Raw genomic sequence first — 22,533 nt, 5'->3', positions numbered from 1 at the left:
CGGGAGTAGGCTAAAAAGCGCTATGCCATCGGCAGATGGTGAACGATTTTTTCCTATAACTATTTTTCAGGGCGAGGAGAGGCGGTCACGGCGGACGGAGGAGGAAGCATTGCGCGGTCGTAGGTTTTCGTCAGAGACAGACATTCAACGGCACATTACGAATGGATTCGGTAGCGGAGCTGGTGCCAGTTATCTGCCGTGGCTGCGCGTCCAAGATGTGCCTTCCAGAGGACGCTCCCACAAGATTCAAGGAGTGAAGATCGATCGCCTCCATCACCTCTTTTCTGACCTAGAACGCGCCTATTTTTTGGTATGTGAATTTTCGGAAAATGTTGTGGATATACGCGAACAGTATCCATTGCTGCCGCGAGAAAGTGCTCAAGCAATCGCTAGCTCTATTGGAGTGAGATACCCCAAGTATCCGAAGACAGTACTTCCTTACGTTATGACCACGGATTTTTTATTAACAATCAAAAAGTCCGATGGCAGCTTTAAATCCGTAGCCCGCACAATCAAATACCGCAGCGACCTCGAAGGTAAACAAGCCAAGAGAACGCTGGAAAAACTTGAGGTCGAAAAGCGTTTCTGGACTGGTCAACACGTTGATTGGGCCATTGTTACTGAAGAAATGTTCAGTCCCGACTTGATCAAGAATTTAGGCTTGCTCAGAAAATTCGCTCAGCTGCCGCGCGCCTTGGCAGAGCCCTCATTACATTCAGATTTTCTGGAACATTTAGCTAGCTGCCGTCCGTACCCGTGGAGTACTGCTGAAAGTCTGAGAAAGATTTCCGCACGTTTGTTTATCTCCTATCAAGATTCTCGGGCTTTATATCATCACCTGATATGGGCCAAGTCGATCAAGGTAGATTTGGTTGGTACTCCCATTCAAATGACTGCACCACTACCAACCTTTGAAATCATCGAAAACACAGCAAAAATTTTACTGGCGGCGGAGGGCTTATCATGAAAGTCCAAGTCAATGATTATTTCGAACCGGTCACTGAATTTTCGGTCGTTCCGGGCATCGTTAGGGTCTTGTATCTCAATGAGCGATACGATGCGGTGGTTTTGATCCAATTAACGGACCCGCCACGCCAACCGATTGGTTTGGGCTTGGAAGAGCTTCGCGGTTCCGTCATAGCAGGCGATACGAAGCCAGCCAAGATTGTTACGCCTGAGTTTCTCTTAGTGCTAGAGGATGACCTGGATGAGAAAAAGAAGCGGGAAAGGGATGAAAAGTGGAACATCATCGCGCCCCTGATCGACTCAGATTACCCAGGTCAGATATTTGCTCCCGGTGAGATGGGGCGAATGGTGGGCGCTAGAGCTGTTGAGCTTGGCATGCAGCGCAAGAGTATCTATCGACTTCTGTACCGTTACTGGATCAATGGCCAGGTTCGAAATGCGCTCTTGAAAAACTACGCGGGCGTCGGAGTTCCTGAGCGCAAGTATGATCCCGCAAAACCGCCCGGCAGGAAACCACGATACCAAGGTATTGCCGTTGCGCCGACCAAGCTTATTGATGCCGTGGATAAGCGCTGTATCCGTGTCGGTTACTCGTTATTCGTTGGGGATAAGACTTCTACGATAACCAGCGCCTATGTCGAGATGCTTAGAAGGTTCTACACAGCGAAAGACCTTTCGAAAAATCCAGAATCGGGTGGTCGCCTCCTACCCGATTCGGAAATTCCTTCCTTCAGGCAGTTCGATTATTGGGGAAAGCAATATTTCGACGAAGTTGAAACTGAACGCGGGCGTAAGGGAATGCGGAATTGGCTAAAAGATTGCCGCCCCCTTTCTGGAACCGTGCGTGACTGGCTTCGTGGTCCCTGCCATCAGTTTGAGATCGATGCCACCATTGCTGACATTTATCTCGTGAACGGCTACTCCAGGCGGATGCTCATTGGACGGCCGGTGGTGTACGTCGTCATCGATAGCTTCTCCGGCATGATCGTCGGTCTTTACATCGGGTTGGAGGGGCCGAGCTGGAACGGCGCGAGGCAAGCGCTGTTCAACGCTTTCACTTCGAAGGTTCAGTTTTGCGCTACCAACGGGGTCACAATCGATCCCGAAGAATGGGCCTGTCACCACCTCCCACATCACATCTACGCTGATCGAGGCGAGATGTTGGGGAAAGCAGCTGAAGGTCTTGCCACTGGCCTGAATATCGAGCTGGGAATCGCTCCGCCTTACCGGCCGGACTGGAAGTCGATGGTGGAGAGTCGGTTCGGTATCCTGAACGATTTGACGGGCATCAGGTGGCTACCAGGTGGCGTAGCGGCTAGGGAGAAGGAGCGTGGCGAGCGAGATTACCGACTCGACGCGACGCTCAGCATGAAAGAGTTCACTAAGATCATCATCCAGTGTGTCCTTCACTATAACCGCTTCAACCGGCAGCCCGACAGGCTCACTCAAGAGATGATGAACGACGGTGTCGACCCGACGCCGGTAGGTATTTGGACTTGGGCGTTGGAAAATGGCCACGTCGAACCAAACAATCATCCCGACGAGCTGGTTTATCTACATTTGCTTCCGCGCGAGCAAGCAACGGTGCAAAAGGGTGGTGTGCTATTCCGAGGGATGCACTATGTCTGTGATGTAGCGATCGAGAACAACTGGTTTGCGAAAGCCCGTAGCCGCGGGGTTTGGTCTATAGAGTGTTGGTATGATCCAAATTCCGCGGCACATATTTGGATCCGGGGCGACAACAAACAGTTCATCCGTTGCGATTTGCGTTCGTCCGATCACAAGTATGCTGATTATCGATCCGATGAAATTTTCGACCTGCTCGAAGCTTACCGCCAGGCTCCACCGGCTCATAAACGCGCTGAGTTGGAGAGTCGGATTTCGCTTCTAGAGGAGGTTAATCAAATCGTCAGTGGTGCGATGGCTGAGCGAAAAGAAGAGCCAGTCCCTGCGACCAAGGCCGAGATGATTGGAAATATTCGTGAGAACCGCGCTGTTGAACGCCTCAAGGAGCGGGAGACCGCCCATGTGCCAGAGGGTGTGAGGATTGACCCGCCTGGGCAAAAGGCAGAGACCGCCCCAGAACGCTCGGAGAACTTTGCCGGCCCTCGCAGCGCTCAGGTCATCGATATGCTCAAACGACTCCGCCCAGGACAAAACTAATGAAAGGCGCCCAAGTTTTCGCAAGCTACACCAAGCAGGCGATAGCGGACTACGCGGGAAATCCGCTCATCGAAGCGCTGCCACCTATCTTCTCAGAAGAGGTAGCAATCCAACTGATCTCGAATTTTCCCCGTCCTGTTGATCCAGAAGAGCTCGCCCTTGACCGTTCGACTCGGATCCACTGTATCGACCGGTTGAGGACGGTGGTTCAGCCTCTGATTGTCCACATGGATCTTGAGTCCGTATTTTCATTGCTGGTCCGACGTGGGTACGTCGGACGCAACCCGACTTCTCCAGACACTGTCAGACATCTACACTCGCTGTCGGGCGCACAGCGCTACCACGATGGATTCAAGTCCACTGCCGAAACGTTCAGTCTGGTTGGCCTTAGTGGCATTGGGAAGTCCACCGCCCTCGAAGCCATTTTGAGTCTCTACCCTCAAACGATCCGACACGAGCGTTATGAAGGAAAGCAGTTCGTTCATACCCAGATCACCTGGCTCAAGCTTGACTGCCCCCGAGATGGGTCGCTGGCAGGCTTCTGTCAGCAATTCTTCTATGCGGTCGGGCGAGCGTTAGGTGATGAGGATTACTACAAGCGGTATCGGGCCCGGAACATCAATGACTCGTTGCAACAAATGGAGCAGGTTGCGAGTACATTTTTCATCGGAGCTCTGCTGGTCGACGAACTTCAGAATCTGCACCTGGCGAAAACTGGGGGCAAGGACAACATGCTGAATTTCTTCCTCCATCTAGTGAACAACATCGGCATTCCCGTGGTGTTCATCGGGACAAATTCGATGATCAGCCTATTTTCGGACGTCATGCGCAACGCAAGGCGTTGCTGCGGCGTCGGGGTACTCGAATTTAAACGCTTTGAGAGGGACGATGACGAGTGGCGAATGCTCGTTGAAAACCTCTGGAGCTATCAGTGGTACCAGCAGCCGGCCGAACTGACCGAAGAAGTGTTTGATGCGCTGTATGAGCATACACAAGGCGTCACCGACTTTTTGGTGAAGCTTTTAGTGCTCAGTCAGAGGTATGCGATCCAGAGTGGTTCGGAATGCGTTACCGCCGAGACAATCGCGCTGGTGAGCAACACCAAGATGCAGATATTGAAGCCAGCTTTGTCCGCCCTGCGAAGCCGAGATCCGAAACGGATGCGGCAGTTCGACGATTTGCTTCCGATTGAAGACCAACTAAGCGATATGATGGCGTTCGATGGGTTGGCTCGGCCGGAACGACTGGCGTTGCTGCGCAGTGTCATCAGTCGCAGCGACAATAGTGCGCCAAAACCTAATGTGGCGCCCGTTAACCCAGTCAAATCGCAGTCGCCTGCGGCGGTAGCGGTTGAGACGTCAGAGGCACAGGCGCTAAGTGAAAGTGAAGACTCCATTGAGGCGTTGAAGAGCGCCGGTTGGATAAACAGCGATCTATTTGAGTTCTCTCTGTTGTATCGAAAGGGGTGAATAAAAGGTGCCGAAATGGGGCTCAAATTCCATTTCTTTCCGGCCGTGTTTCACGATGAGACGCTTCATAGCGTACTTTCAAGATACGCCCGCCTCTGTGGCATACGTAGCTGCAGAGCCGTTTTCGATGGAGCTCAGTCCGCTAACTTCTTCTCGCAGAACGTGGCTTTTCCGTGTCGACTAGCTGAGCTTGCCGAGGCGCTTCCGTGTGGCACAGGCCTATCGCTAGCTGAGGTTATAAAGCGCCATACGCTGCTGCCCTACTACGAACCTTTTTTGACCCAGCTACAGGTGGACGACGCCAATACCTTGATGGCGGGAAACGGCGAGGGGGTGATGCTAAGGTTGGGGTTAATTGCGAGTCGACTCGAATTCGCTTCGAGAGTGCGATTTTGCTTCGACTGTATCGACCAGGACATAGCCTGTGTGGGAGCAGCGTACTGGCACCGTGTGCATCAGCTTCCAGGCGTATTGATCTGTCCCCACCATGGAACCCAGTTGAAGTTCCTTGATTACCGCTGGTTTAGCCGAAATTCTCGAAGAATGCACTTACCGGACGATGAGGACGTTCAGTCTCACTCCATTTCGTTAGACATCCCTCAAAATCTACAAAGTGCTCTGCACGAAATAGCGCAGCGTTCGATGCAGGTGCTTGAGATCGATGTTCCTCCTTTATGTCCTGATGCTATTCGCTCGGTGTTTTTGGATGGTGCTATCGCCTTGGAAATGGCTTCCGACACTGGTCGGCTGCACTTAGGTAGATTGGCGCGGCACATGTCTGCGTTCTTTGAGGCTCTCCCCTCCTCAGGGGAGTACTCGATACTGAGCAAATCGTCTGCGGATATACCGGCGGCCTGGGTTGTGAAGCTTTTGCGTAAGCCGAGGGGCACCCATCATCCGCTGAAATTCATCCTGCTGGCCTGCGCGCTGAAGGTCGACATGGAAAGGATACTTCGGCAGAACGGGCCTATTACCGAGTCGCTGAATCGAACAGCCAATACCGAAACACCTGGTGGACGAGCTGCCAACAGATCTCCAACCAGTCGCTCAAGCACCATTGAGTATATGAGTGAGGCATCTGAAACGATCTGGAGGCTGGCGCTCTCGGGGGCTGACGCGAAGACCATAGCGTCAGTAACAAGGAACTCGGTTACATGCGTCTACCGAATGATACGCGCGATTTCGGATGGACCTGACCGATGGAAAGAGGCGAGGCTTTCGAAACAGCTGGGTGATAGGAGGACTCGATTTGAGGGGGATTACAGAGCTCGCCTAGCTCATGAGTGTCGAGATTATGTGTGGCTTCATCGAAACGATCGGCAATGGCTGTCTGAGCGCACACAAGAGCCAGGTAAAGCCCACAGACCGCGCAGACAGCAGACAGAAAGATTCAAAGACCTCGACCTTAACCTTGCCAATGAAGTGGTTCAATGCGCTGAAATGTTACGAACGCTTCCAGGTAAACCTGTCCGTATCTCACGGACAAAAATAGGCAGAGAGCTTCATGTGTTATCTAGGTTTGAAAAGCAGCTAAACAAGCTGCCGCACTGTGCGGCGGCACTGGCGGCCGAATGCGAAACCCTTGATGCATTCCATAGGAGGCGTTTGAGCTGGGCCGAGCGTAAGCTAAATCTAGACGGCAAAACAATTACTCAATCATCGATATATCGAACAGCGTGTATCAGAAAACCGCGTACAGGGGGACTGAATTCTGATTCTAGTATGGATATTGCTCTGTAACGCCGTCGCCAGAAGCCCCGTCAATGAGCAACGCTTAGATTCGCTGTGTGAGTTTTTGGCGAAGCAATACATAAAGGGTATTTATATTTGTTCGGTATTATATTATGACACCGAATAAAAAACGGCGAATTTTTTAAAGTAGTAGTTGGTGGCTGTTCGCTACTGTGTTGCGCTCATAAAAATCCTTGCCTGGGTACAGGGTGATATGTGATAAAAGTACTTCCTTCACGGGATTCGCCTCCTACCAGAACTCACGCTAAAAAATCGACTACTCATGTCCAGCATTCTTTTTTTTCCAATATCGATGCCAGATGAGACACTGTTATCTCGTATTACGAGGTACCATTTTTTGTCTGGAAACAAAACAGAGGCAGAAACGTTTCGTGACCTTTTTGGCGTTGCCCCATTTCAACTTTCGATTATACCAAAGCAATTAGGGAGCCTTGCGTCTCGATTACCTGGAGTTAAAGAAAGTAACTTTAATGAATTGCTTGAAATTAATACTTATTTTCCTGCATACAAACCTTTTATAGGGTTGTCAAAAGATCCATCTAAAGTACTGGACAGAGTTTTGTCAGATGTTGCCCGAGTGCCTAGGTGGGAGGGTACAAAAAATAGCAGAGCCAAGATTTGCTTAGCCTGTGTGCAGGCTGACCTCATAGAGTCAGGTTACGCATATTGGCACCGAGCTCATCATGTACCGGGCGTTACAGCCTGCTGGCGGCATGGCGAGGAACTTCTTCAATCTTGTCAGGATTGTTCTCACCCTTTCTTTCGTAGAAACAAGTTATTGCCTAACTTAACCGATGATTGTGTTTGTGGGTGGAGCGCTATTAAACCTGCGAACCGTTTACTAGCCTCATCTGAAGAACAAGAATATGCAGTTTTTGTAAATGATATTTTGCAACGCAATCTGCCATCGGTGGATTATAAGGTTTTAGCTGCCTGTTATCGGCGTCAAGCAAAGAAGCGTGGGTTTGTTCATGGAAATCTGATTGGTACTGCTAAATTGTTTAGCAGTATTCGTGAAAAGTTCGGCGATGAAATTATTTCGAAAATTGACCTGGCATACGCAGCTGGCATCCGACGTCAATGGATTAGACTATCGACAACAAGAGGTCAAATCGATATGCCGTTGGCACGGCATCTTCTAATATCTCTCCATCTTTTTGGTAGTGCAGAAAAATTTGAGAAATGCTTGGCAGAGGAGTCTCTACTTACTAGCTTGGTAAACCCGACGGCCCGTCTTAAAGAGAAAGCTTTGCCAGAAAGTAAAAAAAAGGCTTATCGAGAAAAAATCTCAATACTACTTGAAGTTAAGCCAGGTATTGGGATGGACTATCTTTGGGTTAATGCTTATCAAGTAACACGTTGGCTCAACGAAAACGATAAGGACTGGTTATTGAGTGAAATCAAAAGGGACGTAAAGCAGAAGAATATTGTCGACTCGGTGGTAAGTGATGAGGACGAAAAATACGCAACCATTCTTAAAGAAGGCGTTGAGAATTTGTACCGCATCACCCAAATACAGGTTCGAGTAAATATAAGTAACATGCTTGCACTTTTGCCGCGAAAAGTAAGTAGGGATCGTGCGACTCGTAAGTCGTTTCCGTTGGTGTCAGAACAACTTGAGCTTCATCTAGAATCTCTTTGGCATTTCCGGTTACGGAGATTTATATGGACGATGTCGGAGATCGCGAGGCTTAAGTTACCCCCAAACAGCTCCAGCTTCAAATTATTGACTACGGTGCCTCATGTGGCGTGTCTGGCGTTGATAAATCACTTCGAGTGGGATTTAGAATACATGGTTAAGGAAGGTATTGATGCTGAAATGATGCTTAGAAATACCGGCGTCTCGCGGCAATGGGAAGGTCCACCGGGTTATGATATTCCTATGGGTGGCAATGCATACATGGAGATGATTGCGTCCAATTCAAAGCCCTAGTAGATATTTTATGGAATGGCATAGCAATGCTCTGGTTCCGATGAACTCTGAGGCGTATTGCTGGGCGGTGGATGTCACTAATTATACTGACCCAGCGGCATAGCGACGAGGCATTGGAGGTGCACCGCTATCAGCGGCTTCAGCAGACAAAGGATCGATGTCGCGTACGCCAATATCGCTCCGCTCAATGCCGCAGACATCGGATTTCATGACGCCTCGTCTTCACTCCCATTAGCAGTTGGATTCAAGCATGGGCAATGGCATGGCGTCGGTAACTGGCGCAAGCCATTCCAGATGGCGACACCACCGATCGAAATAGTGGTGTTCAGTGAGGCGAGGTATACGTAGAGCTATAGGTCTTGAGAGCGTGAGCCCACAATCAGTGATATCTCGGCGTAAATCAGACCATAGCGAAAGGGCTAACCGTCAGCTTTTGAGCAGATGAGCCAAGTTTTGCGTGCTGTTCATCAGAGTTAAGACCGAGCGATTTACGTGCAGCTATGCTGACTGGTGTGATTGATCATTCGACTCGATTTTTGAAGTGGGTCGGAGGGACGAATGAATCTAGCGGGCCTAGTAGAACTGCTTTCCGGTGGTGAAAAAATACCTGGATGTGAGCTTGCTCATTCAGACGCCGTGGCTCTGGTCGGATTTTACTTCCCTGGACGCCCCTATTGCCTAGTCGCTGACTGGACAGTGGTTGATTTAGCTGTCTCCCCCCGTCAGTTAAAGGTCGTTGTTAGAAGAGGAGTCACTCCTACTTTGGTCAACGCTTTATTTGTTCTCCACGATAGCAAAGGACGTTTCCCACGCGGTCATTGGGTAAGAACCTCATTGGGTGTTTCCTTCACCCACGATTGCCTGTTCGAGACAAAAAACACCGTTTATGTGTTGATGGGACCCGGCCGAAGGATACGAACAGACCTGGACGTCGCGCAGAGCCTGTACTGAGAGTCACGGGTGCGTAATGTGGCATCCATCGACGTTCAATGTTTTGGGCTTCGTCCGACTCAACCCTCCCGGTATTTTCTCGGTGCTTACCAAGACATGGCGTTGGCCACGTATCAGCAATCGTTTCCTAGAGCCAGGCCCATGGGGACCTTGTTTACTTCAGGGGAGCCGAGCAGCGTGCTTGCTTCAAGTCAAATGAATGGCTCGCACCCACAGAGCCCTTGGCGATGGTGGTGGGCTTTCTAAGGTTAAGTGCAAATTCTAGCGGAGTGACGGCACATGACCATGCCCTGCGAGCGTACCCGGAGTACTGTCCAGACAGGCGAGTTCTTGCGTGAGCTGTCTCGAGATCAGACCCTCCCAGAATCTGTTCATCAGCAGGCAAAACGCCTCCTGCGGCATTACCCACAACCATGGGTGATCTTTGGGATAGGTTCTTTCGAAGAGTTGCTTCAAACGAAGGATCCGAGCGATCCAGCGCGAGAGTTCGCGATAGTGGTCCACACTCCCCAGTTGAGCTCCAGCACTGACGGATAAGGCTGGAAAAACTTTCTCAGACTGAGTCTATGATAGAGACCATGGTCTGTGACAATCCGAGATGATGCTGTCCGCGCTTCAACGCTCCGACCCTCGTGCTGATGAACGGCATATACTATTATGCTGTATGCATATACAGTTAGTGGGTTTTTGCGGCCTTACTCATCACCTAAGTGTTGAAGCCCTTAGGTGGTGTCAGGTGTCGAGATAAGCCCTGAAGTTTGTTGGGTAAGGTGTTATTTTCAGTGATTCCATATTGATACTATCGGAACGGAATTCGACCTATGATCACACTGAAAACAGCCATCATTCACAGCTTTAAGAAGCTGGCCAAGACCAGCTTTATCTCCGAGGTGGTCAAGAAGGATGTGGCGCTCGATACTGAAAATCCTGCGTTGCATTTTCTGGTCAATGGTATCCACGGCCTCATCGGCAAAGAAGGCAACAGCGTGGTCTATGGCCAGTTTGCCAATGATGACCGTCAGGGGCCGTTTCCAGAGCGCTTCACCGCGTTCGTAGAAGTACAAGATGATAAAGCGCAATTTATCGACTTGACCCACTTGGCAATGGACCAACTGGTGGAGCAAGCCGGTAATCAAGTCTTGTCGACTGGTGGACACATCCTTTGCGCCCAGTACACCTCGGGCGCAACCGACTTTTTCCTGGTCGCCAGCATGAAGGAGCGCGGTGGTATTCAGCTGGACGAAAACTACGTGCCGAAGGAAATTCAAGAGGTCGATCTCAACAAGGTTCAGCAGGCCGCCAGGATCAACTTGGCTAGCTTCGTGGCCATAAAGGCTATGGCTGCTGCGGCCGCTGCTGCGCCTGAGCAGGATGAGGATGACGCGGAGGATGAAGTGGATTCAACCTACCTGTGCTTCATCAGCCGCGGCCGTGATAGTCAGGCATCTGACTATTTCATTTCTGCACTGGGTTGTGCGAAAGGAGTGGCCTCCGGACGCGCTACCAAAAATGCCATTGATAACGTTGCCCGGTTTTTTCGCGACAACAAAGCGTTAAAAAGCTTTGGTTATAAGGCCAAAGAGGCGGTGATCAAATATCTGGAGGAGCAGTTGGCCGCAGGCAAGTCCGCGCGCCTGGACGCCATCTGCCACGTCGCTGTCGCACACGTACCTGCTGACTTAGTGGATGAAATCGTTGGGCTGAAAGACTATTTGAATAGTGAGAAACATAAGGTGCCGGACGACTTTACGGTCAATGCAAAATCGCTGAAAGAGAAGACCCGTATCAAGGGGGACGCTGCTAACTGGTCGTTGCAATTCGAGCGTGGAGCGTTAGGTAAGGATCCGGCCGCAGACGTTTACTATGATGAGGGACGGAAGAAGTTGACCCTGTCCAATCTGACTGCCGAACTGGTTGGTGTGATCGAGAAAGAATTGCTGGCTAGGGCTGGCTAAGAATGTTTTCCAATGTGGTAGCTCTCTACCGTGCCCTCGGAGCGCCCACCATTGAGGATGGGGTCATCCGCTATGAGGGGAGGCCAACGCCAGACATTATTGGTGCGTTGCGAATGTGTGATGACCTGCCCGCAGCCTATGGCAAGTTCGAGCATTGCTCCGAAGAAGCTGACTCACTCGATATTGAGTTTCGCTTGCCATCGAACGAGTCGGGCCGGTTCTACGCGAACTTAGGCGAGTTTGTCGCTCGCAATGGCTCATTGGGCAAGGGCCAATTTCCGAGCAACGTGTACATTGTTGAGCTCAGTTGGGCGGATAGTGATGACACCGAACCTTCGGCGATTAAGGCGCTCAGGCGCGTCTGCCGGCTGATCGAGCTGCTTGCACTGCTAGCGATCGGCGTCGACAAAGACAGCAGTCCAGATGGTTATAACCTGTTTTTTGCCTTGCCTCCTGATGGGGCTAAGCCTCCGAGAACTTTTCTGTTACCTACCCAGGTTGACGTCAAGGTTCTTGACTATGAGCTCAACCACCTGAGCTTGTTGGAAGAAATACTCAATCGAAAAAACGAAAACAAGGCGCACCTCTCCGAACGAAAATTGATGATTCGGATGGCGGTGGCGAGCGTCATCGAGAAGTTTGAGAGCGAGCAGAATCTGTTCTTGGTGATCGTGCGGGAGTGGCGGGAGGTCCTCGCCACGTACCGTGCGAATCTGCAAACCTACGTCTATAGCTTCTCGTTTGAGCGGGCCCGGCGCGAGGTGGCCCAGGCTGAAATCGACTATGGCACTAAGCTTAGCGGGGTACTGGGCGACATCGCGGGCAAGATGCTTGCCCTGCCGATATCGTTAGCAGGTCTGGTCGTGCTGGAGAAAACAACCTCAAAATTCGAAGGTTTTATTCTTGTCCTTGGCCTGGCAGTGGTCTCTGTGGTTCTGCTTGCGATCCTGCACAATCAAATGCTGCAAACAGAGCGCCTGCTACACAGTTTCAATGTCATCTTCGATGATTTTAAGGACAAGATAAAAACCTATCCCCCAAAACTTCAGGGCTTGCTCAGGATTACCATCGACCAGGTCGACAAGCAGGGCCGAACGCTAACCAAGACCTTTCGCTTGCTGAAGGGGCTGTCCTTGCTGCCAATCGTCGGGGCCTTGCTGCTGGCCGCGATTAAATACTGGGATGGTTTCATATGGCTATTGATGACCATCCTGTCGATCGTGTTTTCCGCGCTCAACGGAGCTCCGAGCTTTCTCAGCCCGTAATGGCATTTGTAACACGTTCGCTGCCTCATCTAGCTGTGCGCAAACGAATCATGCTACTGGAGTGTGCCAAGCAGCTCTCCGTGATATGGGGGATATGCATTTTCCAATAAAAGGCTCGTAGATACTTCATGTAGAACTCGAGCTAGTTTCTGATGCTCTTATAACGCATTCACGTACCCGCCAAAAAATGAAATTTCTAAGAGTCGAACTCACGAGTACAGGGACACCTTACACATATGTAATATTCGCGGCAGCTTTCTGAAAGGCATCATTGGTTATCCTCTAGTCAGAAGTAAGTGAGCTCTAGGAGAAAATCATGAAAGCATTAAAAGCACTTTTCGCCGTTTCTATTTTAACCTTGTCTTCATTAGCCATGGCTGAGGGCGGCGGTGACCGCGTTTACGGTCGGATGATGCAAGAAAACCAACAGGCGATGGAGCAATATGCCTTAAAAAATGGTAAGGCCATCCCTGAAGTTGTTCATTATGAATATGGTATGAACCTCGATATTCAGAAGGTGGTCAGTGTCACACAGGCCAACAAAACCTGTAGTGTTGCGCCTTCGCGCATGACCTATGAAGACTCGGCGGGCAAGCTTAATACCGTGGAGTACAAGATTATGGGTACCAACTGCCCACATGGAAGCTAGCCCCTTAGGGTCATGTCTACGTCAGATCATTCAATTACGCTTTTTAAGCATGCTTACTGGTCGCTGACATAGAAGTAATTTTCAGGTCACGCTGGAGTTATCTTTTGTATGAAATTATGTCTGCCTGCACGTAGAGGGAATCCCTATGTGCCGGTGGCTTTTTATAATGATAAAAATATTTCATAAAGAAACTCTGCCAAGCTAAAGCCTGGAGTGTTAAATGAACAATAAAAGCTTTTATGGTCTTTCTCTCATTGCCCTTGGCATGAGCATGGGGCAAGTTGCAGTGGCTGTTGAGCAAAAACCTGAGGGGTTCATTGAAGGGAGCACCTTTAGTCTTCTCAATCGTAATCTCTATTTCAATCGTGACTATCGAAAGGGCCAGTCAAGTCCTACAGGCAATGGCTACGCTGAAGAATGGGCTCATGGGATTATTGGACGTTTTGATTCGGGCTTTACCCAAGGCACCGTCGGGTTCGGCATTGATGCATTTGCAATGGTAGGACTCAAGCTTGATTCGGGTGATGGGCGCTCGGGGGCTCGAAGCTCAGTGGATGTCATGCCCTACAACAGCAAAGGCCAACCTGAAGACTCTTACTCAAAAGTAGGCGGAGCCGCGAAGGCTCGCTTTATGGATACGGTGGTCAAAGTAGGAGACGTATTTCCATCCACACCTGTCGTGGCGTATGGCGATTCTCGACTGCTGCCAGAGAGCTTTAGGGGGGCAACGTTCACCAATACCAGCATTAAAGACCTGACCATTCAGGGGGGCCGGCTGCATGCGATGAGCCAACCCAATTCGAGCAGCATGCGTGACGGCTTTTCGACTTTCTATGCCGGTGCTGTTGATGCTCCGTGGATTGCTTACCTAGGGGGGGATTACACCGTCAATGAGTTCGTTGGTGTGAGTCTTTACGCCAGCCAATTCAAGGACGTTTGGAATCAGTATTACGCTGGCACCTCCCTTAATTACCCGCTCTCAGACAACGTCGCGTTGATCGGTGGATTAAATTACTACCGTGCCGTCGACGAGGGTAAAAAACTCCTTGATAGCTTTGATAACAACATTTGGAGCGGCAAAACTGGGGTCAAATTCGGCGCTCATACGGTGACTGTTGGCTATCAGCGTAGCAACGGTAATGACGACTTCGATTACCTGCGCCAATCGGACTCAATTTTTCTGGATAACTCCATCCAATACAGCGACTTCAACTCTCCGAAAGAGCAATCCTTGCAGCTTCGCTACGACCTGGATATGCAAGCGTTCGGCATCCCAGGCCTAAGCTTCATGACCCGCTACGCGAAGGGGTGGGACGCTGATTATTCCAACGCGAACAGCGTGTATATGCGTCGCGGAGCAGATGGAGCGCCATTGCAAGACCAAAAGCGGTGGGAGCGAGACATTGAGGCTAAGTACATCATCCAGTCAGGCTCTCTGAAGGACATGTCACTGCGTGTTCGCCAAGCAACCACGCGTGCTACCGATTTCGAATCTGATTTGGACGAGGTCCGACTGATTGTCGAGTACCCACTGCAACTACTTTAACGAGCACTAACCTGCGGCACCAATTGTTCGACTACCAGGTACACCCCGTCTCCTTGTTTCTCCTTTGGTTTGGGAGGCGGCTTAGGCGCCCTAGTGGCGCCTTTTTTTATGTGCGCCCAGCATGGGCGCAATCTTGTGGGTGAAAGTCCCGCCGTAAGCTGACCACAGCGAACGAAGTGAAGCGCAACTGCATGAGGGCGACCGAGTGTGGGGAGGAAGCGTGAATCGAAACCGCGAGCCGATGTACAAGAACCGGATACAAGGCGAAGCCGACCAGGGCGAGCGGGCATAAAACCGCGAAGCTCTTGTGGTCAAGGGTCAGGCAGCGTAAATCCGGCGGTTGTGCGGTGAAGGATTGCGTTCTTACCTGGGGAGATCTCGCCTTGTGCCTGAAAGGGCGACGGCGCGAGTCGGAGCGAGAAGTCAGCAGAGGCCGTAGTAGTCTTTTTTTTTTTTTTTGACGAAGGGCCGAACGAGAGAAAGCGTCATAGGCCATGTTGATGCGAAAGACCGGAAGTCAGATGCCTGCCAAACGCGGGGCGGACGGAGATAACGAGCGTTGAAACCGTGAGAAATCCTGTCAGCGACGAGGTCAATCGCCCGCAAAATGAACCCGATAACGCAGGACAAGGGCTGCTGGAACGGGCCTTTGCGAGAGAAAACCTGAAACGGGCGTGGAAACGGGTCAAGGCCAACAAAGGTGCAGCGGGAGTCGACGGTCTGGATATTGATCAGACGGCCGAGTACCTGCTGACCCAATGGGCGGGGATTCGTGAACAGCTTCTTTCAGGAGTCTACCGGCCCAGTCCGGTACGGCGTGTGGTCATTCCCAAACCTGACGGCGGTCAACGCGAGTTGGGTATCCCAACGGTCACCGACCGTTTGATCCAACAAGCGTTGCTGCAAGCCTTGCAGCCATTACTCGATCCGACCTTCAGTGAACACAGCTACGGCTTCCGTCCGGGACGCTGTGCGCAGGACGCCGTTTTAGCGGCTCAGCGCTATGCCTCTTCAGGACGTAAAGTGGTGGTGGATGTTGATCTGGAGAAGTTCTTCGACCGGGTCGATCACGACATCTTGATGGATCGTTTGCGCAAACGGATTACGGATCAGGCGGTTATCCGGCTGATTCGCGCCTATCTGGATGCGGGAACGCTGATCAATGGCGTGGTCGAGAAAAGCCGCTGCGGGGCGCCGCAAGGCGGCCCACTGTCGCCGTTGTTGGCGAACGTGCTGCTGGACGAAGTGGATCGGGAGCTTGAACGCCGAGGCCATTGTTTCGTGCGCTATGCCGACGATGCGAACGTGTATGTGCGCAGTCAGAAGGCGGGGCAGCGGGTAATGGCCCTGCTGAGGCGGCTGTACGAAAAGCTGCACTTGAGCGTCAACGAGAGCAAGAGTGCAGTGACGAGCGCGTTTGGTCGCAAGTTTCTGGGCTATGAGTTGTGGTCAGCCCGAAGTGAAGTCAAGCGCGCGGTCTCTTATAAGGCGCAGAAACAGTTCAAGCAGCGTATCCGCTGGCTTACCCGGCGCTCCTGCGGGCGTAGCTTGCAACAGGTCGCAGATAATCTCCGGCCTTATCTTTTGGGCTGGAAAGCCTACTTCACGTTGTCGCAAACACCGGCAGTCTGGCGCAAGCTGGACGAATGGATACGACATCGACTGAGAGCGATCCAGCTCAGGCAGTGGAAGCGTGGCCCTACGATCTATCGAGAGCTGCGGACACTGGGGGCGAGCCAGCAGGTGGCGCAGAGGGTGGCCAGTAACTCTCATCGCTGGTGGCGTAATAGCCGTTTTGAGTTGAATCGTGTGCTGAATATTGCGTGGTTCGACAGGCTGGGATTGGCGCGCCTCTCATAACCTCAATCTCTCGAACCGCCCGGTGCGGACCCGCATGCCGGGTGGTGTGGCAGGGGAGCGGCCTATGAAGGCCGTCCCCTATGCCGATGTGGATTGACATAAGGGCGGGACGTTCTGTTGTCAGTACCTGTGTTCGCCCCGCTTGGTAAACCTGCCGTCTAGGATCTTTTGATCCTTTGACAGGCAATCTCCATTCATAACTGAGACTGAAGGTGCAGAGTCATCGTCGATGTTCACTTCGACTGCGTGCGCATCGTTTAGTTGAGGGCGTTATAGAGTGGGGCTGAGGGGAACAGCAGGAGAGGCGGCCAACAGTAGCTCATTGTCTTGGCGTGTTGCTGAGCGTGGAATGGACAGTATGTGTCCCGCTGCATGGCTATGTCGCTAACCATGCAGGGACAGGATTGAGGGGCCAGATTAGTTTCCGGGGTATTCAGCAATGACCTGGTCTGCGCCTGCTTTGGACAAGCCGATTACCTGGTAAGCATCACGTTTTCCGTTGACTTCCATGCCCGGAGATCCAGCCGGCATGCCAGGAACGGCGATCCCGAGAAGGTCGTCACGTTTGCTCATCGCAATGATTTGCTCGGCGGGCACGTGACCTTCAACAAACTTTCCATTGATCATTGCTGTGTGGCAGGACGAGAGTCGTGGAGCAACACCGAGATCCTGCTTGACCGCGCTCATGTTGGTTTCTACATGATCAACGACGGTGAAGCCGTTAGCTTCAAGGTGCTTGATCCACTTCTTGCAGCATCCACAGTTAGCGTCACGATGGACGTCGATCGTCAACGACTCTGCTGCATGACCAGCTGAACTGATAAACAGAGCCGCAAATGCAGCGAGGCGAAGTGCCCGACCGGGACGAAGAAAGTTATTTCGCATGGGTATGTTCCTTCCCATCAGCGTGGGTATGAGTTTTTGGCTGAGTGGCCGGAGTTGCAGGGGCGTCATGTGAAGCCTCCACAGCTTGAGGATGGGCGTGTTCGGTACTTTCATCCTGAGAAGGCGCTGCGGCCGCCTCATGGGCATGAGCGCTGTTTCTCTCGCCATGATGGTCGCCTGCTTCGGCTATCTCTTCGGCTGCACCCGCATCATGATGCCCCGCGACAGCCCCTTTTTGGCCCTCATGCTGGCCTTCATGGTTATGCATTTTGCTCTCGCCGCCACCGTGTTGATGACCACCGCTGCTGGTTGCTAGAGCTTTGTATTGCTCTGCATCCAATGAAGGCAGTTGCTGGAGAAAAGCGACCATTCCCCATATGTAGGGATCGGCCATGCTTTTACCCCAAGCGGGCATGCCTGTGGATTTGATTCCATGCTTGATGATCCAGAATGCTGCGGCAGGGTTTCCATCAACGCCCAGTTTTGAAAGATTCGGTGGTGCAGGGTAAAGGCTATTACTTAACTCGGTTCCTGCAATACCCGGAGCCAGATGGCAACCGATGCACATAGAGTTGTAGTTGCCAGCACCTGCGCGGATGAGAGCTTCTTCGCTCAGGTCGGGGACTTTAATATCGCGTGAGCGCACAGCAATCGAGCGATCCCGAGCAGTGGAAAGAAGTGAGTGAACGGGGCCGAAATGCGGATCATCCGCCCCAACATTGATCACACCAAAATACACCACGCCGGCACCTACTATTGCGGCGACCACCCCGGCAGCAGTCAATGTTTTCAATGTTCTTTTCATGTCAGCCCCTCAAAACCACATCCGAATACCGGCGACAAACCGGGCCTCGTTGGCATCCTCTCCTTCATCGCTGGCCAGATCTGCCGTATTGCCGTAGGAGCGGCTCCAGCTAACCCCAATGTAAGGGGCAAATTGGCGAACAATCTCATAACGCAATCGGAGCCCTACTTCGGTGTTTGCCAATCCAGACCCAATGCCGCGCTGAGGATCATTTTTTCCGTAAAAATTGGCTTCGGCCGTCGGCTGCAAGATCAAGCGATTGGTCAGCAGAATGTCGTAGTCGCCTTCCAATCGAGCAGCGGTTTGACCGTTCTCACCGATATAGGCAGTCGCTTCGGCTTCAAAGTTATAGAGGGCCATGCCCTGAATACCGAGCGCTCCCCAAGTTTGTGGTGACCCGGGCTTGAAGTCTTGTCGTACGCCGGTGACGACATCCCACCATGGACCGATGGAGTGCCCCCAAAGTGCTGAGAGTTCTGCGTTTTCCGTTACGCCATTGGTACGTTCGCCTTCCGAGCGCAACCACAGTCGGTCAAGGTCACCGCCGATCCATCCTTTTGCATCCCAAGCCAATGCACTACCGTTGTCAGCATCCTGGTACTCAAACTTATCCAGCAGCATGAAGGAGTTGACCTTCTTGTCGTGAACTCCATGACCAGCCACATCAGGGAACGCGGCTGCACGGTCAGCGTCGGTCAGTACAGGGATTGGAGTTCGGCTGGTGGTGGTAGCCCCTCCATCCATACTTTCCATACCGTCCATTGCTCCATTGTCCATGCTCATCTTGCTGTGATCCATTGCCCCCATCTTGCTATGGTCCATAGCTCCCATCGAGCCGTGATCCATCTTGGAGTGATCCATCTCTTCTGCCGCCTGGGCCATGAAAGAGAAAGCAGGACTGGTAGAGACTGCCAGTGCCATCAACATTGGGCGTAAATACTTACTGGTCATGATCTCAATCTGCCTTTTTGGTTTTTTGGTCATGATCCATCGACTCATGGCTCATCTTGCTGTGATCCATTGACCCGTGATCGGGCTCTGACTCATTTATCGAAGTTGCAGGCTTGCTCGTTGCTTTCGCAGGAGTAGCAGGTGAATGATCACTACTATCTTCGACTGCCAGCGCCACGGACGAGAGTCCACCCATCAAGCCGACGGCAAAGAGGCAACCGACCAGCGATTTACGATTTAGGTATGTGCTCACAGATCGTCTCCTTTACTCATCAACCCGTACTTCACGGAACATGCCCATTTCCATATGGAAAAGCAGGTGGCAGTGATAGGCCCAGCGACCTAAGGCATCAGCGGTGACTCGATAGCTGCGCTTGGTACCTGGTGGCATGTCGATTGTGTGCTTGCGCACCATGAACTTGCCGTTCTCATCTTCAAGGTCGCTCCACATGCCGTGAAGGTGGATGGGATGGGTCATCATGGTGTCGTTCACCAGGGTGATGCGAAGACGCTCCCCATACTTCAGACGAAGCGGCTCGGCGTCAGAAAATTTGATTCCGTTGAAGGACCACGAAAATTTCTCCATGTGACCGGTCAGATGAAGCTCAATAGTGCGATTGGGCTCGCGGCCGTCAGGGTCTTGGAAAGTGCTTTTCAGATCTGAGTAGGTGAGCACTCGACGACCATTGTTCCGCAAACCAATGCCTGGATCGTTTAACTTTGGCGTTGGGTTCATGGCTTGCATGTCAACCAAGGGGTTGTTGGTTTCGGACGCTGGGTGAGCCTGCATTTCGCCACCCATACTGCCCATCCCTGCCATCTTGCTGTGGTCCATGCCGGCCATGTTGGACATGTCGCCTTTGTCCATGCCCGCCATCTTGCTGTGGTCCATACCGGCCATGTTAGTCATGTCACCGCTGTCCATGCCGGTCATCCCGGTCATGTCACTTTGGTCCATTCCCGCCATCTTGCTGTGGTCCATGCCAGCCATGCCTGACATGTCACCTTGTTTCATATCGCCGCCGCCCATACCAGCCATGCTGCCATGGTCCATGCCCGCCATACCGCCCATACCCATGTCATCCATGGTCAAAAGCGGCCGAGGATCGATCGCAGGTACCTGTGCCTTTAATCCTTCGCGAACTGCCAAGGTTCCACGTGCATAACCGGTTCTATCCATGGACTGGGCGAAGATTGTGTAAGCCTCTTCGCTGGCAGGTTCTACGATCACGTCATACGTTTCTGCCACGGCGATGCGGAACTCATCGACGCTGACTGGTTTGACATGTTGGCCGTCAGCCGCCACAACGGTCATTTTCAAACCAGGGATGCGGACGTCGAAGTAGCTCATAGCTGAGCCGTTGATAAAGCGCAGGCGCAGCTTCTCGCCCGGCTTGAAAATACCGGTCCAGTTACCGTTAGGCGCTTGGCCATTCATGAGATAGGTGTAAGTATCCCCACTGACGTCTGCGAGATCAGTGGGGTTCATTTTCATTTCAGCCCACATCTTCCGGTCGGCCACGGCAGCAGACCAACCTTGCTTACCGACGTCGTCGATAAAGTCGCCCACGGTCCGTTTGTGGTGGTTGTAGTAGTCCGATTGCTTCTTGAGCTTGGCCATGACGCGACTAGGATCTTCATCGGTCCAGTCAGTCAACATCACCACATAGTCGCGGTTGTACTGGAAAGGTTCAGGCTCTTTCGAGTCGATGACGATTGGACCGTAAACGCCTGCCTGCTCCTGCAAACCGGAGTGGCTGTGGTACCAGTACGTACCGTTCTGATGCACCTTGAATTTGTACTCATACATCCCATCGGGCGCGATGCCATGGAAACTCAAACCCGGTACACCATCCATGTTGGCGGGCAGAATGATCCCGTGCCAATGAATGGAGGTGTCTTGATCTAGGCGATTTTTCACACGCAGTGTGACCGTCTCGCCTTCGCGCCAGCGCAGCAAAGGTCCGGGCAACGAACCATTGATGGTCATGGCTGTGCGCGGCGAGCCAGTTATGTTTACAGGGGTTTCACCAATAAACAGATCAAATTCGTTACCGGTGAGAACGCTCGGCAGACCAGGACTGGTCACTGCCCATACAGGAGTGCGCCACAGACCAAGGCCGCCAAGAATGCCACCAGCGGCCAGGCCTTTAACGAATGTCCGCCTAGAGGTTTTGGAATGCATGCCGTTTATGTCCAATCAGTCAAAAGGGAAGCTGTACGAAACAACCAATGAGTTGCCCGGATGAGCTTCGCCCACCGTCACAAAAAACGAACTCTTACGGTAAGCGAGCTCAGAAATTGCCACATTTAAACCACCATAGTGATTACATTTCTGTCAGCTTGGAAATGTACCCAGCTATTTAGCAATTCTTGTGGTCCATCGCTTTGGCTTGGCTTTCTGCGACGGGAGGTTGGGAGCTTTGCGTTTGAGCTACTTGGTACGACTCCATCGAATTATTCCTAGCCGCTTCCATGCGCGCGAAAGACCGGTCACCACCACCTTCAGCCATAGCAAAAGAAGAGATGGTCAGGGCTGCGATGACGAACAAGGATTTGATAGGGTTCATTTGGGTTTCCTCGGATGAGTATTCGGTAACCCCTGAATCCACTTCAGTGTTGATTCTTAGGGGTGAGCTTAAGGCTCAATAGGACTATAAGACTTATCCCCTGTCAGGAAGCTTAGGCCAATATTACAGTTGTGTCAGGTTGCGATATTTCTCTTGAGGAATACGCTATTTAATCCGTAAGGTTTCGATCTTCCAACGTTACACCCCTATTTATTGAGTATCAGTTGAGGTGCCTACCATTGTAAGTATCCGATAGCTTTCAAGGTGCAGACGTTTTTTTTAGTTTCTGCACCGGAACTGCAAATGTGAGCCTGGATGCACCGCGTCAACACTTAAGTGTTCGATGCTCATGGAAAATAACAACGCTACTGAGAGTGATTGAGTGTGAGTATTAATTTTGAGAAAGCGCTTGGCCCCGCAGCAAGAGCGTTAATTTATCGTAGTCAAAGAGCTGAAATTCTGAGTAACAATATTGCAAACGCTGATACGCCGAACTTCAAGGCCCGAGACTTAGATTTTTCTACTGTGCTTGCAAGCCAGACAAAAGAAACTCCTGCTACTCCGTTTTCTTTGAAGACAACAAATGTAAAACACATAACAGGACAAGAATCAGCAAGTGATATTTACGGAGGTGCTTTGCTTTACGGCACACCGGCTCAACCTGCCATTGATCAAAATACTGTCGATCAGCAGGTTGAGATCGCAAAGTACACAGAAAATGGAATACGTTTCGACGCCGCTTTTACTAGGTTGAATGGAGCATTCAAAGGTTTGCTAAAAGCTCTCCGAGGTGATTAGTAGCGCAAGGGCTTG

19 protein-coding genes and 1 pseudogene are annotated in these 22,533 nt (G+C 51.6%); 14 read left to right on the top strand and 6 right to left on the bottom strand.

Annotated elements, in window-relative coordinates:
- The first annotated feature begins 109 nt into the window (after positions 1-109).
- The 13 genes and pseudogenes from H8F22_RS18125 to ltrA all read left to right on the top strand — a co-directional run bounded on the left by H8F22_RS18125 (position 110) and on the right by ltrA (position 16,509).
- Complete coding sequence (locus tag H8F22_RS18125; protein ID WP_102594539.1) at positions 110-967, top strand: TnsA endonuclease N-terminal domain-containing protein; 858 nt, start codon at positions 110-112, stop codon at positions 965-967.
- A complete protein-coding gene (locus H8F22_RS18120) occupies positions 964-3,129 on the top strand; it encodes a Mu transposase C-terminal domain-containing protein (protein ID WP_102594526.1) in 2,166 nt (721 codons plus the stop codon). Before H8F22_RS18125 ends, H8F22_RS18120 begins: the two co-directional genes overlap by 4 nt.
- Positions 3,129-4,598, top strand: coding sequence for an ATP-binding protein (locus H8F22_RS18115; RefSeq protein ID WP_194940516.1), 1,470 nt, complete (start codon positions 3,129-3,131; stop codon positions 4,596-4,598). Before H8F22_RS18120 ends, H8F22_RS18115 begins: the two co-directional genes overlap by 1 nt.
- A gap of 15 nt (positions 4,599-4,613) precedes the next feature.
- A pseudogene (locus H8F22_RS32970) lies at positions 4,614-5,087 on the top strand (TniQ family protein); the annotation flags it as partial.
- 9 nt (positions 5,088-5,096) lie between these two features.
- Positions 5,097-6,338 (top strand): TnsD family Tn7-like transposition protein, encoded by a 1,242-nt coding sequence (locus H8F22_RS18110; RefSeq protein ID WP_306461194.1) that lies wholly within the window; start codon positions 5,097-5,099, stop codon positions 6,336-6,338.
- Positions 6,339-6,612: 274 nt separating this feature from the next.
- Positions 6,613-8,283, top strand: a complete 1,671-nt coding sequence (locus tag H8F22_RS18105; protein WP_102594529.1) for a TnsD family Tn7-like transposition protein — start codon at positions 6,613-6,615, stop codon at positions 8,281-8,283.
- Between the two features lie 558 nt (positions 8,284-8,841).
- Positions 8,842-9,234, top strand: a complete 393-nt coding sequence (locus tag H8F22_RS33080; RefSeq protein ID WP_371857866.1) for a DUF6957 family protein — start codon at positions 8,842-8,844, stop codon at positions 9,232-9,234.
- A gap of 279 nt (positions 9,235-9,513) precedes the next feature.
- Entirely contained in the window at positions 9,514-9,771 is a 258-nt protein-coding gene (locus tag H8F22_RS33075; RefSeq protein WP_102594530.1) for a BPSL0761 family protein, read from the top strand.
- A gap of 284 nt (positions 9,772-10,055) precedes the next feature.
- Positions 10,056-11,189 (top strand): nucleoid-associated protein, encoded by a 1,134-nt coding sequence (locus tag H8F22_RS18100; protein WP_047535429.1) that lies wholly within the window; start codon positions 10,056-10,058, stop codon positions 11,187-11,189.
- Between the two features lie 2 nt (positions 11,190-11,191).
- A complete protein-coding gene (locus tag H8F22_RS18095; RefSeq protein ID WP_102594531.1) occupies positions 11,192-12,454 on the top strand; it encodes a hypothetical protein in 1,263 nt (420 codons plus the stop codon).
- Positions 12,455-12,770: 316 nt separating this feature from the next.
- A complete protein-coding gene (locus H8F22_RS18090) occupies positions 12,771-13,103 on the top strand; it encodes a DUF2790 domain-containing protein (protein WP_102594532.1) in 333 nt (110 codons plus the stop codon).
- A 220-nt stretch (positions 13,104-13,323) separates the two neighbouring features.
- Entirely contained in the window at positions 13,324-14,649 is a 1,326-nt protein-coding gene (locus H8F22_RS18085) for an OprD family porin (RefSeq protein WP_102594533.1), read from the top strand.
- Between the two features lie 567 nt (positions 14,650-15,216).
- Entirely contained in the window at positions 15,217-16,509 is a 1,293-nt protein-coding gene (gene ltrA / locus H8F22_RS18080; protein ID WP_017341082.1) for a group II intron reverse transcriptase/maturase, read from the top strand.
- A 417-nt stretch (positions 16,510-16,926) separates the two neighbouring features.
- On the opposite strand, the gene H8F22_RS18075 is transcribed toward ltrA, so the two are convergent.
- The 6 genes from H8F22_RS18075 to H8F22_RS18050 form a co-directional block, all read right to left on the bottom strand.
- The gene (locus H8F22_RS18075) at positions 16,927-17,394 is read right to left on the bottom strand and encodes a DUF411 domain-containing protein (protein WP_102594534.1); all 468 of its coding nucleotides are present in this window, start codon (positions 17,392-17,394) and stop codon (positions 16,927-16,929) included.
- Positions 17,384-18,199 carry a c-type cytochrome gene (locus H8F22_RS18070; protein WP_102594535.1) on the bottom strand — a complete coding sequence of 272 codons (816 nt, stop codon included), beginning with the start codon at positions 18,197-18,199 and terminating at the stop codon, positions 17,384-17,386. Before H8F22_RS18070 ends, H8F22_RS18075 begins: the two co-directional genes overlap by 11 nt.
- Positions 18,200-18,208: 9 nt before the next feature.
- A complete protein-coding gene (locus H8F22_RS18065; RefSeq protein WP_102594536.1) occupies positions 18,209-19,183 on the bottom strand; it encodes a copper resistance protein B in 975 nt (324 codons plus the stop codon).
- Positions 19,155-19,403: a hypothetical protein gene (locus H8F22_RS18060; protein ID WP_177426693.1), complete on the bottom strand. Its 249-nt coding sequence runs from the start codon at positions 19,401-19,403 to the stop codon at positions 19,155-19,157. The genes H8F22_RS18065 and H8F22_RS18060 overlap by 29 nt, the downstream gene beginning before the upstream one ends.
- Before the next feature lie 12 nt (positions 19,404-19,415).
- Entirely contained in the window at positions 19,416-21,335 is a 1,920-nt protein-coding gene (locus H8F22_RS18055) for a copper resistance system multicopper oxidase (RefSeq protein WP_102594537.1), read from the bottom strand.
- Positions 21,336-21,513: 178 nt separating this feature from the next.
- A complete protein-coding gene (locus H8F22_RS18050) occupies positions 21,514-21,720 on the bottom strand; it encodes a co-regulatory protein PtrA N-terminal domain-containing protein (RefSeq protein WP_102594538.1) in 207 nt (68 codons plus the stop codon).
- Positions 21,721-22,104: 384 nt separating this feature from the next.
- On the opposite strand from H8F22_RS18050, the gene flgB reads away from it, so the two are divergent.
- A complete protein-coding gene (gene flgB / locus H8F22_RS18045; protein WP_102595265.1) occupies positions 22,105-22,518 on the top strand; it encodes a flagellar basal body rod protein FlgB in 414 nt (137 codons plus the stop codon).
- Positions 22,519-22,533 lie beyond the last annotated feature (15 nt).

It is taken from the genome of Pseudomonas mucoides (assembly GCF_015461845.1).
In the GTDB taxonomy this organism is placed as follows: domain Bacteria; phylum Pseudomonadota; class Gammaproteobacteria; order Pseudomonadales; family Pseudomonadaceae; genus Aquipseudomonas; species Aquipseudomonas mucoides.
The sequence above is the reverse complement of the archived record's forward strand: the minus strand, read 5'-3'. Positions and strand labels throughout refer to the sequence as shown.

Coding starts and splice junctions, on each gene's coding strand:
- H8F22_RS18120 (WP_102594526.1), top strand. CDS start 964: ATGAAAGTCCAAGTCAATGATTATTTCGAACCGGTCACTGAATTTTCG.
- H8F22_RS18115 (WP_194940516.1), top strand. CDS start 3,129: ATGAAAGGCGCCCAAGTTTTCGCAAGCTACACCAAGCAGGCGATAGCG.
- H8F22_RS18105 (WP_102594529.1), top strand. CDS start 6,613: ATGTCCAGCATTCTTTTTTTTCCAATATCGATGCCAGATGAGACACTG.
- H8F22_RS33080 (WP_371857866.1), top strand. CDS start 8,842: ATGAATCTAGCGGGCCTAGTAGAACTGCTTTCCGGTGGTGAAAAAATA.
- H8F22_RS33075 (WP_102594530.1), top strand. CDS start 9,514: ATGACCATGCCCTGCGAGCGTACCCGGAGTACTGTCCAGACAGGCGAG.
- H8F22_RS18100 (WP_047535429.1), top strand. CDS start 10,056: ATGATCACACTGAAAACAGCCATCATTCACAGCTTTAAGAAGCTGGCC.
- H8F22_RS18095 (WP_102594531.1), top strand. CDS start 11,192: ATGTTTTCCAATGTGGTAGCTCTCTACCGTGCCCTCGGAGCGCCCACC.
- H8F22_RS18090 (WP_102594532.1), top strand. CDS start 12,771: ATGAAAGCATTAAAAGCACTTTTCGCCGTTTCTATTTTAACCTTGTCT.
- H8F22_RS18085 (WP_102594533.1), top strand. CDS start 13,324: ATGAACAATAAAAGCTTTTATGGTCTTTCTCTCATTGCCCTTGGCATG.
- H8F22_RS18075 (WP_102594534.1), bottom strand. CDS start 17,394: ATGCGAAATAACTTTCTTCGTCCCGGTCGGGCACTTCGCCTCGCTGCA.
- H8F22_RS18070 (WP_102594535.1), bottom strand. CDS start 18,199: ATGAAAAGAACATTGAAAACATTGACTGCTGCCGGGGTGGTCGCCGCA.
- H8F22_RS18065 (WP_102594536.1), bottom strand. CDS start 19,183: ATGACCAAAAAACCAAAAAGGCAGATTGAGATCATGACCAGTAAGTAT.
- H8F22_RS18055 (WP_102594537.1), bottom strand. CDS start 21,335: ATGCATTCCAAAACCTCTAGGCGGACATTCGTTAAAGGCCTGGCCGCT.
- H8F22_RS18050 (WP_102594538.1), bottom strand. CDS start 21,720: ATGAACCCTATCAAATCCTTGTTCGTCATCGCAGCCCTGACCATCTCT.